This window comes from Caballeronia sp. LZ024 (assembly GCF_031451455.1).
In the GTDB taxonomy this organism is placed as follows: domain Bacteria; phylum Pseudomonadota; class Gammaproteobacteria; order Burkholderiales; family Burkholderiaceae; genus Caballeronia; species Caballeronia telluris.
The window spans coordinates 1,099,316-1,115,954 of the sequence record NZ_JARUXL010000001.1; the positions used below are offsets into that span (position 1 = coordinate 1,099,316).

Here is a 16,639-nt window from a genome sequence, read left to right on the forward strand (position 1 = left end):
ATGGACCTCATCATCCGCCGCGCCGCGCTCGCCCGTTCCCGCGATACGGTCGACATCGGGATGGAAGCCGGCCGCATCGTCGCGATCGAGCCGCGTCTGCCGGCCGCCGCGCGCGAGGAGATCGACGCGGACGGTTCGCTCGTGACCGCGCCTTTCGTCGACGCGCACTTTCACATGGACGCGACGCTTTCCTACGGCCTGCCGCGCGTGAATGCATCGGGGACGCTGCTCGAAGGCATCGCGCTCTGGGGCGAACTGAAGCCGGAACTGACGCAGGAAGCGCTCGTCGAGCGCGCGATGCAGTATTGCGACTGGGCCGTCGCGCGCGGTCTGCTCGCGATCCGCTCGCACGTCGACGTATGCGATCCGCGTCTCTTGGCCGTCGAGGCGCTCATCGAAGTGAAGCGCCGCGTGAAGCCTTATCTCGACCTGCAACTCGTCGCGTTTCCGCAGGACGGCGTATTGCGCTGCGCGGGCGCGTTCGAGAACCTGAAGCGCGCGATCGCGCTGGGTGTCGACGTCGTCGGCGGCATTCCGCATTTCGAGCGGACGATGGCGGACGGCGCCGCGTCGGTGAAACTGCTGTGCGAATTCGCGGCGGAAAAGGGCCTGCGCGTCGACATGCACTGCGACGAAAGCGACGACCCGATGTCGCGCCACATCGAAACGCTCGCCGCCGAAACGCACCGGCTCGGCTTGCACGGACGCGTGACCGGCTCGCATCTCACGTCGATGCATTCGATGGACAACTACTACGTCAGCAAGCTGATTCCGCTGATGCGCGAAGCGGGCGTCGCGGCGATTGCGAATCCGCTCATCAACATCACGCTGCAGGGGCGCTCCGATACGTATCCGAAGCGGCGCGGCATGACGCGCGTGCCGGAGCTGCTGGCGGCGGGCATCGATGTCGCGTTCGGCCATGACTGCGTGATGGACCCTTGGTACAGCCTCGGCTCGGGCGACATGCTCGAAGTCGCGCACATGGGCCTGCACGTCGCGCAGATGACGGGCATCGACGGCATGCGCGCTGCCTTCGACGCGGTGACGACGACGCCCGCGCGCATTCTCGGGATTGAGGGGTACGGGATCGAGGTGGGATGCAACGCGGATTGCGTGGTGGTGGATGCGCGCGATCCGGTGGAGGCGATACGGCTGCGGGCGGCGCGGACGGTGGTGGTTCGGCGGGGGAAGGTGGTGAGCCGGTCGCCGGCGATGCGGGCGAGTTTGGCGTTGAAGGGCAGGCCGGGGGAGGTGAGTTTTAGGCTTGAGCGGTGAAAAGCGGGTAACCGTATCAACGATCCCTTCGTCTTCATGGGCGCAGTGTGAGCAGAGGGACGCAAGTGCTAATGAGGTGTCGCGGAACGACCGGTTGCGCTCACTTCAGAACACCCCCACTAGACGACCAGATTCCCCAGCAAGCCGCGTGTGTTGTGTGCAAGAGATATTCCTGTGGCGTCCGGTCGCAGGCATGGTCAATGTCGTCTGGCATACTAATTACATTGTTAGGTAAACTAAACAGAATTTTAGCGTTAAAGGACGACCATGATTGTGTTCGAAATAGTTACCGCAGGTACATGGCTCGACTACGAAGACAGGGAATGGACGTGGCGGATTGAGGGGCAGCTTCGATCTCTTGAATCGCAATTTTTTGAAGCCAATGCGGCATTAAATTTGTTTATTGGCGCGCAGTCGATTGGCCGCTCGGTTGCAGATCGTGAGAACTGGGAGCGCGATTTGCAGCGCCGGTCTGAGATCCGGCATGCCGTTGAGAAAATGCATGATGGCATCCAGCCTTGGGATAATTTTGACGAAATTCACTTTGAAACCGAAGTCCGCTTCAAGCGAGAAAGGTGGGCAGCCGGCGTTGTGCCACGATGGATCTACAATGTCAGACGGCCATTATGGGGAGATCGATGTATCACCTGAGTCAATGCTGCGGTTAAGGGAAACTCTGGAAGCAGTCTTGTCGTCATTTTGGTGGCATGGACCGAGAAGACACGCTCCGAGTGCGTAACAAATCCTTTACTTAACAGCGTCGAGCCCTACGTGTGGCTTCGCGACTTTATCGGCGCCGTAAGCTCCTCGCCGCCGATTCGCTTCCCAGATTTCCTCAAACGGTTTTGGATCGAAATCCGCCGCTGAGCAACGCGAGCTTGTCGTGCCGCAACGTTAGTCCCGCAACAGATAACACCGCAACCAACCATCAAATATCGATACCCGCAAAACCAAAGGCCCTCGAAAGGGCCTTTGTCATCACAACATCTCCACAGCGGGAAAATCAATCCACCCGCAAATGCACCGCATCCGCCGTCATCCCGTTATGCCGCAGCAGCGCATCGATATTCGGCTCCCGTCCGCGGAACGCCTTGAACGATTCCATCGCGGGCCGGCTGCCGCCCACTTCCAGAATCTCGCGTCGATAGCGAATACCCGTCTGAGCATCCAGCACCGACCGGTTCGCCAACTTCGCCGCTTCCTCGAACGCCGCATACGCATCCGCCGACAGCACCTCGGCCCACTTGTAGCTGTAGTACCCCGCCGAATACCCGCCCGAAAAAATATGAGTGAACGTGTTCGGCCAGCGCGAGAACGGCGCCTGCGGCACCACATGAAACTTCTCGTTGATCTCGCGGGCGACGTCGGTCACGCTCTTGCCTTCGTCACGCGACGGGTCGTAGGACGTGTGCAGCACCATGTCGAACATCGAGAACACGATCTGCCGCAGCGTCCCGAGGCCGCTCTGGAAATTCTTCGCGGCGAGCATCTTGTCGAAGAGTTCGCGCGGCAGCGGCGCGCCAGTATCGACGTGCGCGGACATGTCGGTGAGCACGTCCCACTCCCAGCAGAAGTTCTCCATGAACTGCGACGGCAGTTCGACCGCATCCCACTCCACGCCGTTGATGCCCGAGACGCCCATTTCATCGACGCGCGTCAGCATGTGATGCAGCCCGTGACCGAACTCGTGAAAGAGCGTGATGACTTCGTCGTGCGTGAAGCACGCCGGCTTCCCGCCGACGGGCGCCGAGAAATTGCACGTCAGGTATGCGACGGGCGTCTGCACGTCGCCGCCCGCGAGCTTGTGACGCGAGCGCGCATCGTCCATCCAGGCGCCGCCGCGCTTGCCTTCGCGCGCGTACAGGTCGAGATAGAACTGCGCGACCATCGAGCCGTCCCGATTCTCGACGCGGAAAAAACGCACGTCCGGATGCCAGACGGCCGCTTCGTCGCGGCGGATCGAGACGCCGAAAAGCGTCTCGGTGACTTTGAACAGGCCCTTGAGCACCGCTTCCTGCGGGAAATACTGCTTCACCTCGTTTTCCGAGAACGAATAGCGCTGCTGACGCAGGCGTTCGGCAGCGAAGGTCGCGTCCCACGGCAGCAGTTCGGGCATGCCGAGTTCGGTCGCGGCGAACGCGCGCAGTTCCATCCAGTCGTTTTCGGCGTGCGGGCGGGCGCGCTTCGCGAGGTCTTCCAGGAACGCCATCACTTGCGCGGGCGACTCGGCCATCTTCGGCGCAAGCGATACTTCCGCGAAGTTCTGATAGCCGAGCGTATGCGCTTCTTCGGCGCGCAGCTTCAGGTTCGCGGCGACATTCGCGGTGTTGTCCCATTCGGGCTTGCCGTCGCCGTACATCGGGCCGAGCTCGGACGCGCGCGTCACGTAGGCGCGATACATTGCCTCGCGCAGCGGACGGTGTTCGGCGTATTGCATCACCGGGAAATACGACGGGAAGTGCAGCGTGAACTTCCAGCCGTCCTTGCCGTCCTTCTGCGCGGCTTCGCGCGCCGCCTGGATCACGTCTTCGGGCAGTCCCGCGAGTTCGCGCTCGTTCGTGACGAAATGGGCGAACGCGTTGGTCGCATCGAGGACGTGGTCCGAGAAGGCCTTCGACAGCGCCGCCTGTTCTTCCTGCAACTGCGCGAAGCGCGGCTTGCGGTCCTCGGCCAGTTCGGCGCCGGAGAGACGGAAGTCGCGCAGCGAGTTTTCGAGGATCTTCCTGCGTTCCGGCGACAGCGTGGCGAACTCGTCGCCGGCTGCGATCGCCTTGTATTTTTCGTAGAGCGCGAGATTCTGGCCGACGCTTGCCCAGAATTCGGTCACGCGCGGCAGGTTTTCGCCGTAGACGGCGCGCAGCTCGGGCGTATCGGCGACGGCGTTCAGGTGCCCCGCGACGCTCCACGCGCGCGATAGCCGCTCGGAGGCCGATTCGACCGACTGGACGATGTCTTTCCAGGTGGCGGGCGTATCGGGCGCGCTCGCGTGCTCGACGGCCGCTTTCGCCGCGGCGAGCAGTTCGTCGAGCGCGGGCGTCACGTGTTCGGGTTTGATCTCGCCGAAACGCGGCAAGTCGGAGAAATCGAGCAGCGGGTTTTGGCTTGCTGACGTGTCTGACGTGGTGTCGCTCATGGCTCTCCCGGTCTCGTGTAAGGGGCGGGCCGCGAGGCGCCCGCCCGTGTTCATGGCTACAGCGCGATTATTGGGGCGATGAGAGCAAATCTCAAATCGATTGTCGCTACGGACGCGATTGCTGCGATGCGCGTGCCTACCGTTGCGCCGCGCGCTCGGCCGCTTCGATCGTGTTGACGAGCAGCATCGTGATCGTCATCGGGCCGACGCCGCCCGGCACCGGCGTGATGAAGCCGGCCACTTCCCGCACGCCCGCGAAATCGACGTCGCCGCAGAGCTTGCCGGCGTCGTCGCGGTTCATGCCGACGTCGATCACCGTCGCGCCGGGCTTCACCATGTCGGCGGTGAGTACGTTGCGGCGGCCGACCGCCGCGACGACCACATCCGCGTTTCGCGTGTGCGCGGCGAGATCGCGCGTCTTGCTGTGGCAGATCGTGACGGTCGCGCCGGCTTCGAGCACGAGCAGCGCCATCGGCTTGCCGACGATGTTCGAGCGCCCGATCACGACCGCGTTCGCGCCCTTCAGGTCGATGTCGTATTCCTCGAACATCTTCATCACGCCATACGGCGTGCACGGGCGAAAGAGCGGCTTGCCCGTCAGGAGCGCACCCGCATTGGCGACGTGAAAGCCGTCGACGTCCTTTTCCGGGGCGATCGCCTCGATGACCTTGTGGCTGTCGACGTGCGCGGGCAGCGGCAACTGCACGAGGATGCCGTGGATCGCCGGATTGCGGTTGAGCGTATCGATATGGGCGAGCAGATCGGCTTCGGAGAGCGACGCGGGAAAGCGGTCGAACACCGAATGCAAGCCGTTGTCCTGGCACGCCTTCACCTTGTTGCGCACGTAGACTTCGCTCGCCGGATTGTCGCCGACCAGCACGACGGCCAGGCCCGGCTGATGCCCGCGGGCGGTGAGGGCGGCGGCGCGGGTGGCGACATCGGTACGGAGTTTCTTGGACAGGGCGGTGCCGTCGATGAGTTGGGCAGTCATGGCGAATCGGTCGAGAGTAGGCAAGTGGTGTGATGCGGGCGGCTTTCGCGGCGTGGGCTCGGGCGCCGTCGTGACGCGGTGTCGGCTCGGGGCGTCGGATGCGGATCGCGTTCCGGCGCGGTTTTTGGGCGGCTCGTACGGCTTGCCGACAGGCGCCGGTCGAAAACGCGGCGCGTCAGAAGCGTTTCGACGATGCCCCGCGCCCCGAACGGCGCGCTGTGCAAAAGGCCACAACCCGCTCGCAGCCGCTCGAACCCGTGCCCGGAAAACCGATTGAGACGGCGCCGATGGAAAGAGCGAAATTATACCGCTTCGGACTGATGCGCTGCCCTGCGAGGCCCGGCGGCGGGCCTCGCTTGTCCTCTGCGGCCGGCGTTGCAGCGTTCGACGGTCTCAGGGCGAGACGGGCTGCCAGCTGTCGTCGGGATCGAACTGGCGCAGCGCGGCGGCGGCGGTCGCGGTCGACGGCCCGAGGTTCTTCTCGTAGACCCGTCCGTCCTGGTTGACGATGAACGTCATCACGCCGGTCTTGCCGTATTGCGCCGGCCAGGCGACGAGGCCGAAGCCCTTCGACATCTCGCCGCCGCTCACGTAGCTCCCGGCGCCGCCTTTTGCGTGCGGACCCTGCGCCGTGAGGATCTTGAAGTGGTAGCCGTGATAGGCGTCGGCGGGCAGGGTGTGGTTCGGCATCGTCGCGGCGAGCGGGCCGAGCGGGCTTTCCGGCTCGCCGGGCGCGCTGTCCCAGTAGAGGCCGTCGCGCTTGCCCGGCGTGCTCACGAAGCGTTGCGCAAAGTGCTGCTGCTGCTTCTGGTAATCGTGCTGGGCATCGACGTAACCGAGCGCGGAGAGCATCGCCGAATGCTCGTTGCGCCCGATGCGCCGCGTCATGATCTCGTCGCGCGCGGCGGGCAGGTCGAACTGCCAGCCCTTCGCGCGCTCAACGAGCGGGATCGGCAGCGTCCAGCCGCTGTCGCCGACTTCGACGTGCGCGCTCGCCTGTCCGCCGAGCGGCGCGGCATCGTTGACGATGCGATGCTGCTTCGCCCACGCGCCGAGGTAGTCGTAGATGTCCTGCTCGCCGATGTTGTCGGTCGGGATGAAGCGGCCGAAGTCCTTGCCGAGCACCTGTCGCAAGGCGTCGTGATCGTTTCTCGCGATGGCGTCGGTGAGCGCTTCGGCAGCGGCGTCCGGGCTCCGGTAGGTCGACTGTGCGTGAGCCGCCGGCGTGGCGATCAGCAGCACGGGGGCGGCCGCGAACGTGCCGAGCACGCCGATCGCGGTGGCCCACGCCACGACGCGCGCGCGAAGGGTCGCGGACGGGACGATGAAGGAAAGTTGAGTCATTGCTGGGCTCCTGAAGCTTATTGCGTCAAAACGTGAGGCACACGCGAGGCCGCGCGCCTGCGCGTGATCACCGGCGATGCATGCCGCCGTGACCGCCGCCGCCGAATCCGCCGCCTCCGCGTGCGCCGCCGCCGCCAAATCCGCCGCCTCCGTGCTGGCCGCCGCTAAATCCGCCGCCACCGCCGCCGCCGCGTTGAATGCCGCCGCCGCCACCGCCGCCGCCGCGGTTCGCGAACGATTCGCGGCTCGCCTGGCCGCGCTGCGCGTCGCGCCGCGCGGCGTTGCCGTCGCCGGCGCCGCGCAACGCGTTGTCGCGGTTGACGCCCTGCGCGCGCTGCTGCAAATCGGCGCGATTCGCAGCACCCGCGCCTCCCGCGCCGCCGCCCGGGCGGTTGCCGCCCTGCCTGATGTCCTGCACGCGCTGGCTGGCCGAGCCGCCCACGTCCTGGCCCGTGCGCGTTTGCAGCGTCTGGCGCGCCTGCGCGCGCGGGTCGTCGCGGCCGCGGAACTGATCGCGGTTGGCGCCGGCGTTGCCCGCGTTGAGGTTGTTCTGCCGGTTGCTCAAATTCGCGTTGTTGCGGTTGAACTGCGGATCGTTGCGATTCCAGCGCGCGGTCGTGTTGTTCGCGTTGATGCGGTTGTTGACGTTGATGTTGTTATAGCGATTGACGTTCACGTTGACGTCGTGGTTGTTCCAGTTGAAGCCGCCCCACAGCGCGTTGGTCACCGCGATCCCCGCGCCGAACGCGATCCCGGCCGCGAAACCCGACGCGATCGCATAGCCGGGCGGCGGCGGCACGTAAATGGGCGGATACGCCGGATACGGCCAGACGCCGTAGACGACCGTCGGGTTATACGTCGGCACGTAGACGACCTGCGTGCTGGTCGGCTGGATCTGGATCGTGCTCTGCTCGACGACCACCTTCTGCTGCTCGTTCGACTTCAGGTTGCCTGCCGTCTGCGCCGCGCGGCGCAGGCGCTGCACGGAGTCCATCACGTCGCTCGGCTGCGCGAGAAAGGCGTTGCCGAGCTGCGTCGTCCAGTCGGGCTTCGAGGCCATCGTCGCGAGCACCTGCGGGAACGCCACGAGCGATTGCACGCTCGGGTCCCACGTCTGTGAAGCGACGGCCTTCACGGCGTCGTCGCCCTTCAGGTTCGTGTGCGAACCCGACCACGACGCCGCCGCGCTCACCTCCGACGGGTAGGTCGCCGCCATCAGCACCTGCGCGAGCAGCGCGTCGGGATAGAGCGCGACGGGCGCCGTCAGCGAATCGAGTTGCTGGTGGGAGAGCTTCGCCGCGGCGGGTGCACTCGTCTGCTCCTGGGCGAGCGCGGGCGGCGCGTGGACCGCGAGCAGCGGCCCCGCGAGGAGCGCCGCGCACAGCAAGAGGGTGCGCGAGGTCGGGCAGGCATCGGGCACGCGCGGTGCCGATACGTCGTTCCGGTATCGATTCACGATCGGGTCCTCCGGGCCGCCGCCTGCGCGACAGCCGATGACAAGACCGCCAGGACGTGCATCGCCGGAAACCGGACGAGGCCGCCGTGCGGCGAAAGAATCGGAAAGGGCGTTTGACTCGAAGGGTGGATGAAGCCCGGCGCGCGGCGCGAGAGCCGGATGGAAGCGCCCGCGCAAACCGACGGGCGGGAAGGCGCAACGCCGAGGTCACTGCGGCCTGCCCGCCGATCCAGGACGTTGCTTGACGCCTTGTCGCGCATAACGGGTTCCGGTGGTGTCGGTTGGGCTATTTAAATGGCCGTGGACATGCCATGTCAACGTGATAGAAGCAATACCACGTTTCCGAAAATGCGGGAACTCGCGCGCAGGCGGGAAAAAGGAAGAGGCGAGGCGGGGCGGGAGGCTGTGCGGCGGCGCGCAACGCCGGATATCGACGATCCGGCGCGCGCGCGGCGAAGCGATCTGCAAGCGACCCGCGGCCGTGTCGGCCGCGGGCGCGAAGGCTCATTGCTGGGGCTTGTTGGAGAGTGCGAGCCTCAGCAGGTCGGCGACCGTATTGACGCTCAGCTTCTCCATGATGTTCGCGCGATGCGCTTCCACCGTCTTGATGCTGATGCCGAGGTCGTCGGCGATCTGCTTGTTGAGGCGCCCCGCGATGATCCGTTCGAGCACCTGATGCTCGCGCGCGGTGAGCTTGCCGAGACGCTCGGCGGCCGCGCGCTGCTGCTGGACGCTCGTGCTCTCGCTGCGCGCCTTTTCCAGCATGCGCTCGACCAGCTTGCGCAGTTCGGCTTCGTCGAACGGCTTTTCGATGAAGTCCATCGCGCCTTTTTTCATCGTCGAGACGGCCATCGGCACGTCGCCGTGTCCGGTCACGAAGATGATCGGCAACAGCGAGTTTTCCGCGATCAGCTTTTCCTGCAGTTCGAGGCCGGTCATGCCCGCCATCCGCACGTCGAGGATCAGGCACGAGATCGCGCCCGAATGCGCGACCGGCAGATAGACGTCGAGAAAGCTCTCCGCGCTCGCGAAGCACTGCACGCGATAGCCGTTGGCTTCCAGCAGCCAGCGCAAAGAATCACGCACGGCTTCGTCATCGTCGACGACAAAGACGGTTTCCTGAGTGGTGACTGGACTGCTCATAGCTCTCCCGTAACGGTTTGTTGTCTGGTTTGTTCACTGTGAGCGTCCGGCCCGCCGTTGCTCGGGCTGTCGGACTCTCCAATTGGCAGACTGCAGTGGAACGTGGCACCCGTGATATGACCGTCGGACTCGACGTTGTTCACGACCCACAGGCGTCCGCGATGCGATTCGATGATCGAACGGCAAATGTTCAGCCCCATGCCCATGCCGTCGGACTTGGTGCTGTAGAACGGTTCGAAGAGACGCTCGGCGGTGGCTTCGTCGACGCCCGGACCCTGGTCCACGACGCTGATGCACACGAAGTTGCCGTCGGTGCGCTGCACGACCACGCGAATCACCGGATCCACTGCGTTCGGTTTCGCATCATGCATCGCTTCGGCCGCGTTTTTCAACAGGTTGACCAATACTTGCTCGATCAGCACCGGATCGACGTAGATCACCGGCATGCGCGAGCGGATTTCGGTGAGGATCCGGATCTTGCGCTTTCTCGCTTCGATCTCCGCGAGCCCGACCGCATCGGCGACGATGTCGGAGACGCGCGTCGCCTGGCGTTTCGGCTCGCTGCGCTTCACGAACTCGCGGATGCGCTTGATGATCATCCCCGCGCGCACGGCCTGCTGCGCGGTCTTCTCGAGCACGGGCAAGAGGTTTTCCTGCGTCATGCGGCCCGATTTCACCATCGCGACGCAGCCCGAGCAGTAGTTGTTGATCGCGGCGAGCGGCTGGTTCAGCTCGTGCGCGAGCGACGACGCCATTTCGCCCATCGTCATCAGGCGGCTCGTGAACTGGAGCTTCTCTTCCTGCTGATGCGCGAGTTCCTGCGCCTGCTTGCGTTGCGTGATGTCCGTCGCGATCTGCATCTGCGCGAGATGGCCGTCGACCCACTGTATGTACTGGCGCCGCACTTCGAACCACTTCTGGATGCCTTCGACATAGACTTCCTGCGCGTCCGCCGAGCTCTCCGTGAGCGCGGTGGCGGGCAGGCCCGCATAGGTATCCACCATGTCGATCGTATCGGGCGATGTCTGTGCGCCGTCGAACCCGCCGCCCGCGAGTTGCAGATGCCCGTCGGGCCGGATGCCGAACAGGTGCCGGTAATAGCGGTTCGCGAAGAGCAGTTCGGCTTCGTCGGCGGCGAGCACCGACACGGCCGCGTCGAGGCTTTCGAGCACTGTCGTGAAGCGTTCGTGCGCCGCGGCGAGTTCCTCGCGCGCGCGCTTGGGCTCGGTGATGTCCGTCATTGACGACATCCAGCCGGTCTGCCGCCCGGAACTGTCGATGAGCGGCGACACGTAAAGCCGCGCGTGGAAGAACGAGCCGTCCTTGCGGCGCACGCGCAATTCGAACCCGGATGAAGGCGCCTTGCCGCGCAGCGTCATGTCGAGCTGGCGCTGCATCTCCGGATACGAGTCGCGCGGCCAGTACGGGAACGGCTTGGTCTTGCCGACTAGATCGCTTTCGTCCCAGCCCGTCATGCGGCAGAACGCCGGATTCACGTGCGTGATGCGCCCGTGCATGTCGAGCACGCGCATGCCGATCAGCACCGAATTTTCCATCGCGCGGCGGAAGAACGCTTCGGCGTAGAGCGCCTGCTGCGCCTCGAAGCGCTGGCGCGTGTGCTTCCAGAGGCTCCAGAGGCTCCACAGCACAAAACACGATAGCCCGGCGACGAGCCACACGAGCGTGTTGTTCGTGAAGTTCGTGAGTTGCGGATACGAGTAGACGCGCACCGAGACGCCTTGTCCCGGCGGATCGAGCGGCAGGTCGTAGAACATGTCGCGCGGCAGGCGCGGACGGCTCGACGTGGTGGCGAGTTCGCGATTGTTCGGATCGGTGATCGAGATCTTGTACTTCGCCGACAGCTCGCTCGGAATGTCGTGCTTGAGTATCCCTTCGATCGAGAACACCGCCGCGATCGACCCCATGAACTCGCGGTCGCGGAACACGGGCGTCTGCAGCGTGATGTAGCCGTTGCCGAGATCGTCGTAGAGCAGCGGCGAATAGATCTGGCGGCGCGTCGTGCGCGCTTCGTCGAACGAGGCCTGCACGGCTTCGTCCATCTGCGTGTCGTTGGGCTTGGCGAGGCGCGAACCCAGCACCGGCAGCGGCGTGTTGGGCCAGCGGGGCTTATGCTCGCTCGTGTACCAATTCATGTACAGGATCTCGGGATGACCCTGCATGATGTCGGTGGAGGAGGTCTGGAAAGTCTGCGGATCGCCGTGGCCGGTCGCGATGTCGCGGGCGAGCGCTTGAATCTGTTCTTGCGCTCCGGTCATGGAAAGACGAATCTGCTGCTGGGCCCACGCGACATTGCGGTAGAGCGTGTCTTCCTGCTGCTGCTGTTCGCGCCGGTTGAGACTCCAGAGAATCAAACTCATCACGACCAGAAAGACCAGAATCGAGATGAGCGGCGTGAGTAAATAGGAGTTCGACCACCACGGTCCGTGGTGCCAGCGGGACGGCGACGAGTCGGTCGGCTTGCGCGACGACTTCGCCGAACGTGCGAAAAGCCGATCGGTCAACATGGCGGCAATTGTAACGCAGCGTTTGATTGTTAAATGGCGTAAAAAGGCGGGAAACCGCCTTCAAATGGCCGCAAGGGAGCGAAACGTCAACTAGAAAAGCCTTCACCGACAGTGCGTTGCAGCAATTTTTCGTATTATGAGATTCACTCTCATGATTTGAAAAATTCCTTGCGTGTTTGTCCGGACCCTCTTTAGAATTGCCGCACGCGGCCGGCGCCGTATGGCGCGTGATGTCTGTTCATAGAGCGTTCCTCAAATCAGGAGACGAGCATGTCCGCTGTACCCGACGAAGTTCTGAAATATGTCGCCAACGCCAACGACGACGATCCCCAGGAAACCGCCGAGTGGCTCGAAGCGCTAGACGGCGTGATATCGGCAGTGGGCCCTGACCGCGCGCATTACCTGATCGAAAAGCAAATCGAATTCGCCCGCGTGCATGGCGAGCATCTGCCGTTCTCCGCGAACACGCCGTACATCAACACCATTCCCGTCGCCAATCAGGCCAAGATCCCCGGCGACCAGGACATCGAACACCGCATCCGCTCGTACACGCGCTGGAACGCCATCGCGATGGTGCTGCGCGCCGGCAAGGACACGAACGTCGGCGGCCATATCGCGTCGTTCGCCTCGGCCGCGACGCTCTACGACGTCGGCTTCAACCACTTCTGGCACGCGCCTTCGAAGGATCATGGCGGCGACCTCGTGTTCGTGCAGGGCCACTCGTCGCCGGGTGTGTACTCGCGCGCGTTCCTGCTCGGGCGCCTGACCGAGAAGCAGTTGAACAACTTCCGCCAGGAAGTGGGCGGCGAGGGCATTTCGTCCTATCCGCACCCGTGGCTGATGCCCGACTTCTGGCAGTTCCCGACCGTCTCGATGGGCCTCGGCCCGATCATGGCGATCTATCAGGCGCGCTTCATGAAGTACATGGACGCACGCGGCATCGCGAAGACCGAAGGCCGCAAGGTCTGGGCGTTCCTCGGCGACGGCGAGACCGACGAGCCGGAATCGCTCGGCGCGATCGGCATGGCCGGCCGCGAGCGGCTCGACAACCTCGTCTTCGTGATCAACTGCAACCTGCAGCGTCTCGACGGCCCGGTGCGCGGCAACGGCAAGATCATCCAGGAACTGGAAAGCGAGTTCCGCGGCGCCGGCTGGAACGTCGTCAAGGTCGTGTGGGGCAGCCGCTGGGACGCGCTATTCGCGCGCGACAAGTCGGGCGCGCTGATGCGCCGGATGATGGAAGTCGTCGACGGCGAATATCAGACGTACAAGTCGGAGTCGGGCGCGTTCGTGCGCGAGCACTTCTTCAACACGCCGGAACTCAAGGCGCTCGTCGCCGACTGGTCCGACGAGGACATCTGGAACCTGAACCGCGGCGGCCACGATCCGCACAAGATCTACGCCGCGTACGATCAGGCGCAGAAGGCGAAGGGCTCGCCGACCGTCATCCTTGCCAAGACCATCAAGGGCTACGGCATGGGCGAGCACGGCCAGGCGATGAACATCACGCACCAGCAGAAGAAGCTGCCGATCGAGACGCTGAAGAAATTCCGCGACCAGTTCCGCCTGCCGATTCCCGACGACAAGATCGAGGACGTGCCGTATCTCACCTTCGAGGAAGGCTCGAAGGAACTCGAATACATGCGCGCCCGCCGCCAGGACCTGGGCGGCTATCTGCCGACGCGCCGCGAGAAGGCCGAGTCGCTGCCGGTGCCTGAACTGTCGGCGTTCGAGCCGGTGCTGAAGGGCACGGGCCCGGGCCGCGAGATATCCACGACGATGGCGTTCGTGCGCGTGCTGAACATCCTCCTGAAGGACAAGGCGCTCGGCAAGCGCATCGTGCCGATCGTCCCGGACGAATCGCGCACTTTCGGCATGGAAGGCCTCTTCCGCCAGATCGGCATCTGGAATCAGGAAGGCCAGAAGTACGTGCCGGAAGACTCCGACCAGCTGATGTTCTATCGCGAATCGGAAACCGGGCAGATCCTGCAGGAAGGCATCAACGAAGCCGGTGGCATGTGTGACTGGATCGCGGCCGCGACGTCGTATTCGACGCACGGCGAGATCATGATCCCGTTCTACATTTTCTATTCGATGTTCGGCTTCCAGCGTATCGGCGACCTGGCCTGGGCCGCGGGCGACATGCGTTCGCGCGGCTTCCTGCTGGGCGGCACGGCCGGCCGCACGACGCTCAACGGCGAAGGCCTGCAGCACGAAGACGGCCATTCGCTTCTCTGGGCTGCATCGATTCCGAACTGCGTGAGCTACGACCCGACGTTCGGCTACGAGCTCGCGGTCATCATGCAGGACGGCCTGCGCCGCATGGTCGCGGACCAGGAGGACGTGTACTACTACATCACCGTGATGAACGAGAACTACGAGCATCCGGCGATCCCCGAAGGTGACGCGGTTGCATCGGACATCATCAAGGGCATGTACGCGTTCAGGAAGGCCGAGGCCGACGCGAAGGCGCCGCGCGTTCAGCTGATGGGCGCAGGCACGATCTTCAACGAAGTGATCGCCGCGGCCGAGCTGCTCAAGAACGACTGGGGCGTCGCCGCCGATCTCTGGAGCGTGCCGAGCTTCACGGAACTGGCCCGCGAAGGCCAGGCCGTCGAGCGCTACAACCTGCTGCATCCGACGGAAGAGAAGCAGGTCGCGCACGTCACGAAGCTGCTGAAGGACGCGCCGGGTCCGGTGATTGCGTCGACGGACTACATCCGCGCGCTCGTCGACCAGATTCGCGCCTACGTGCCGCAGAAGTTCGTGGTGCTCGGCACCGACGGCTTCGGCCGCTCGGACACGCGCGAGGCGCTGCGCCACTTCTTCGAAGTCGACCGCTACTGGGTCACGCTCGCGGCGCTCAACGCGCTCGCGGACGAAGGCACGATCGAGCGCAAGGTCGTCGGCGAGGCGATCAAGAAGTACAACCTCGACCCGTCCAAACCCAACCCGATGACCGTCTAAGGCATCGCCCCCGAGCGTTGTGAAGGCGCATCCTCCCCGAGCCCAAACGCGGGGAGGCCGCGCCGTGCAACCCAGGAGACACTAATAATGAGTCAAGCGATCGAAGTCAAAGTGCCGGACATCGGCGATTTTTCCGATATCCCGGTCATCGAGATCCACGTGAAGCCCGGCGACACCGTCGAGAAAGAGCAGTCGCTCGTCACGCTCGAATCCGACAAAGCCACGATGGACGTCCCCAGTTCAGCCGCGGGCACCGTCAAGGAAGTGAAGGTCAAAGTGGGCGACAACGTGTCGGAAGGCTCGTTGATCGTCGTGCTCGAAGGCGGCGCCAATGGTGCCGCCGGTGCGCCGGAAGCGCCCAAGGCCGCGCCGGCCAGGCAGGAAGCGGCGCCCGCTCAGGCGGCCGCGCCCGCGCCCGCAGCGGGCGGCGGCAGCGTCGAAGTGAAAGTGCCGGATATCGGCGACTTCACGGACATCCCGGTCATCGAGATCGCGGTGAAAGTCGGCGACAAGGTCGAGAAGGAGCAGTCGCTCATCACGCTCGAATCCGACAAGGCGACGATGGACGTGCCGTCTCCCGCGGCCGGCACCGTCAAGGAGCTGAAGGTCAAGCTCGGCGACACCGTTTCCGAAGGCACGCTGATCGTCGTGCTGGAAAGCGGCGGCGGGGCTGCCGCGCCGGCCGCGCCCGCGGCGAAACGGGAAGCGCCGAAAGCCGAGGCGCCCTCCGACGCGCCGGCTGCGCCCGCACCGCAGAAAGAAGCGCCGTCCGCGCTCGCGCAGGCGCCCGTCATGCCCGCCGGCGACGGCACGCGCACGTCGAGCCACGCTTCGCCTTCGGTGCGCAAGTTCGCGCGCGATCTGGGCGTCGACGTGTCGCGCGTCACGGGTTCCGGTCCGAAGGGACGCATCACGCAAGGCGACATCACCGCGTTCGTGAAGGGCGTGATGTCGGGGCAGGGCAAGGCGCCGGCGGCAGCGGCCGCACCGGCTGGCGGTGGCGGCGGTGAACTCGGGTTGTTGCCGTGGCCGAAGGTCGATTTCACGAAGTTCGGCCCGGTCGATCCGAAGCCGCTTTCGCGCATCAAGAAGATTTCGGGCGCGAACCTGCATCGCAACTGGGTCATGATCCCGCACGTCACGAATAACGACGAAGCGGACATCACCGAACTCGAAGCGCTGCGCGTGAAGCTGAACAAGGAAAACGAAAAGGCCGGCATCAAGATCACGATGCTCGCATTCGTCATCAAGGCCGTGGTGTCGGCCCTGAAGAAGTTCCCGACCTTCAACGCGAGCCTCGACGGCGACAATCTCGTCTTCAAGCAGTACTACCACGTCGGTTTCGCCGCCGACACGCCGAACGGCCTGATGGTCCCGGTGATTCGCGACTGCGACAAGAAGGGCCTGCTCGATATCGCGAAGGAAATGGCGGACCTCTCGAAGGCGGCGCGCGACGGCAAGCTCAAGCCCGACCAGATGCAAGGCGGCTGCTTCTCGATTTCGTCGCTCGGCGGGATCGGCGGGACGAACTTCACGCCGATTATCAACGCGCCCGAAGTCGCGATTCTCGGGTTGTCGCGCGGCGCGATGAAGCCCGTCTGGGACGGCAAGCAGTTCGTGCCGCGCCTGACGCTGCCGCTTTCGCTCTCGTATGACCATCGCGTCATCGACGGGGCCGAGGCTGCGCGCTTCAACGCGTACTTGTCGGGGATTCTGGCGGATTTCCGTCGGGTGATTCTTTGATCCCGTGCGCTGCCGTTTTTTAAGCGGCAGCGCCTGTCATCCGCCGACGAAGGAACCGGCCG

General features: G+C 64.6%; 10 protein-coding genes. 4 read left to right on the forward strand and 6 right to left on the reverse strand.

Features of this window, described 5'->3' with window-relative positions; genetic code table 11:
• Together QCE48_RS04930 and QCE48_RS04935 are read left to right on the forward strand one after the other, a co-directional pair.
• On the forward strand, positions 1-1,275 hold the full coding sequence (locus QCE48_RS04930; RefSeq protein ID WP_309785823.1) for an amidohydrolase family protein: 1,275 nt from the start codon (positions 1-3) through the stop codon (positions 1,273-1,275).
• A 267-nt stretch (positions 1,276-1,542) separates the two neighbouring features.
• Entirely contained in the window at positions 1,543-1,926 is a 384-nt protein-coding gene (locus tag QCE48_RS04935; RefSeq protein WP_309785822.1) for a hypothetical protein, read from the forward strand.
• A gap of 352 nt (positions 1,927-2,278) precedes the next feature.
• Here the strand turns inward: QCE48_RS04935 and QCE48_RS04940 are convergent, their stop codons facing one another.
• The 6 genes from QCE48_RS04940 to fixL form a co-directional block, all read right to left on the reverse strand.
• Positions 2,279-4,408, reverse strand: a complete 2,130-nt coding sequence (locus tag QCE48_RS04940; RefSeq protein ID WP_309785821.1) for a M3 family metallopeptidase — start codon at positions 4,406-4,408, stop codon at positions 2,279-2,281.
• Between the two features lie 136 nt (positions 4,409-4,544).
• Positions 4,545-5,399 (reverse strand): bifunctional methylenetetrahydrofolate dehydrogenase/methenyltetrahydrofolate cyclohydrolase FolD, encoded by an 855-nt coding sequence (folD, locus tag QCE48_RS04945; protein ID WP_309785820.1) that lies wholly within the window; start codon positions 5,397-5,399, stop codon positions 4,545-4,547.
• Positions 5,400-5,792: 393 nt separating this feature from the next.
• Positions 5,793-6,743 carry a DUF2950 domain-containing protein gene (locus QCE48_RS04950; RefSeq protein WP_309785819.1) on the reverse strand — a complete coding sequence of 317 codons (951 nt, stop codon included), beginning with the start codon at positions 6,741-6,743 and terminating at the stop codon, positions 5,793-5,795.
• Between the two features lie 67 nt (positions 6,744-6,810).
• Positions 6,811-8,199, reverse strand: a complete 1,389-nt coding sequence (locus tag QCE48_RS04955) for a DUF3300 domain-containing protein (RefSeq protein WP_404982753.1) — start codon at positions 8,197-8,199, stop codon at positions 6,811-6,813.
• 504 nt (positions 8,200-8,703) lie between these two features.
• Positions 8,704-9,342 carry an oxygen response regulator transcription factor FixJ gene (gene fixJ / locus QCE48_RS04960; RefSeq protein WP_087628882.1) on the reverse strand — a complete coding sequence of 213 codons (639 nt, stop codon included), beginning with the start codon at positions 9,340-9,342 and terminating at the stop codon, positions 8,704-8,706.
• Positions 9,339-11,867: an oxygen sensor histidine kinase FixL gene (gene fixL, locus QCE48_RS04965; RefSeq protein WP_309785818.1), complete on the reverse strand. Its 2,529-nt coding sequence runs from the start codon at positions 11,865-11,867 to the stop codon at positions 9,339-9,341. The genes fixJ and fixL overlap by 4 nt, the downstream gene beginning before the upstream one ends.
• Before the next feature lie 270 nt (positions 11,868-12,137).
• On the opposite strand from fixL, the gene aceE reads away from it, so the two are divergent.
• Positions 12,138-14,834: a pyruvate dehydrogenase (acetyl-transferring), homodimeric type gene (aceE, locus tag QCE48_RS04970; protein ID WP_309785817.1), complete on the forward strand. Its 2,697-nt coding sequence runs from the start codon at positions 12,138-12,140 to the stop codon at positions 14,832-14,834.
• Between the two features lie 87 nt (positions 14,835-14,921).
• Positions 14,922-16,577 carry a dihydrolipoyllysine-residue acetyltransferase gene (gene aceF / locus QCE48_RS04975; RefSeq protein WP_309785816.1) on the forward strand — a complete coding sequence of 552 codons (1,656 nt, stop codon included), beginning with the start codon at positions 14,922-14,924 and terminating at the stop codon, positions 16,575-16,577.
• Positions 16,578-16,639: the final 62 nt, after the last annotated feature.

What these genes read in the sequence shown, in the direction of transcription:
- QCE48_RS04930 (WP_309785823.1), top strand. Translation starts at nt 1, where the DNA reads ATGGACCTCATCATCCGCCGCGCCGCGCTCGCCCGTTCCCGCGATACG.
- QCE48_RS04935 (WP_309785822.1), top strand. Translation starts at nt 1,543, where the DNA reads ATGATTGTGTTCGAAATAGTTACCGCAGGTACATGGCTCGACTACGAA.
- QCE48_RS04940 (WP_309785821.1), bottom strand. Translation starts at nt 4,408, where the DNA reads ATGAGCGACACCACGTCAGACACGTCAGCAAGCCAAAACCCGCTGCTC.
- folD (WP_309785820.1), bottom strand. Translation starts at nt 5,399, where the DNA reads ATGACTGCCCAACTCATCGACGGCACCGCCCTGTCCAAGAAACTCCGT.
- QCE48_RS04950 (WP_309785819.1), bottom strand. Translation starts at nt 6,743, where the DNA reads ATGACTCAACTTTCCTTCATCGTCCCGTCCGCGACCCTTCGCGCGCGC.
- fixJ (WP_087628882.1), bottom strand. Translation starts at nt 9,342, where the DNA reads ATGAGCAGTCCAGTCACCACTCAGGAAACCGTCTTTGTCGTCGACGAT.
- fixL (WP_309785818.1), bottom strand. Translation starts at nt 11,867, where the DNA reads ATGTTGACCGATCGGCTTTTCGCACGTTCGGCGAAGTCGTCGCGCAAG.
- aceE (WP_309785817.1), top strand. Translation starts at nt 12,138, where the DNA reads ATGTCCGCTGTACCCGACGAAGTTCTGAAATATGTCGCCAACGCCAAC.
- aceF (WP_309785816.1), top strand. Translation starts at nt 14,922, where the DNA reads ATGAGTCAAGCGATCGAAGTCAAAGTGCCGGACATCGGCGATTTTTCC.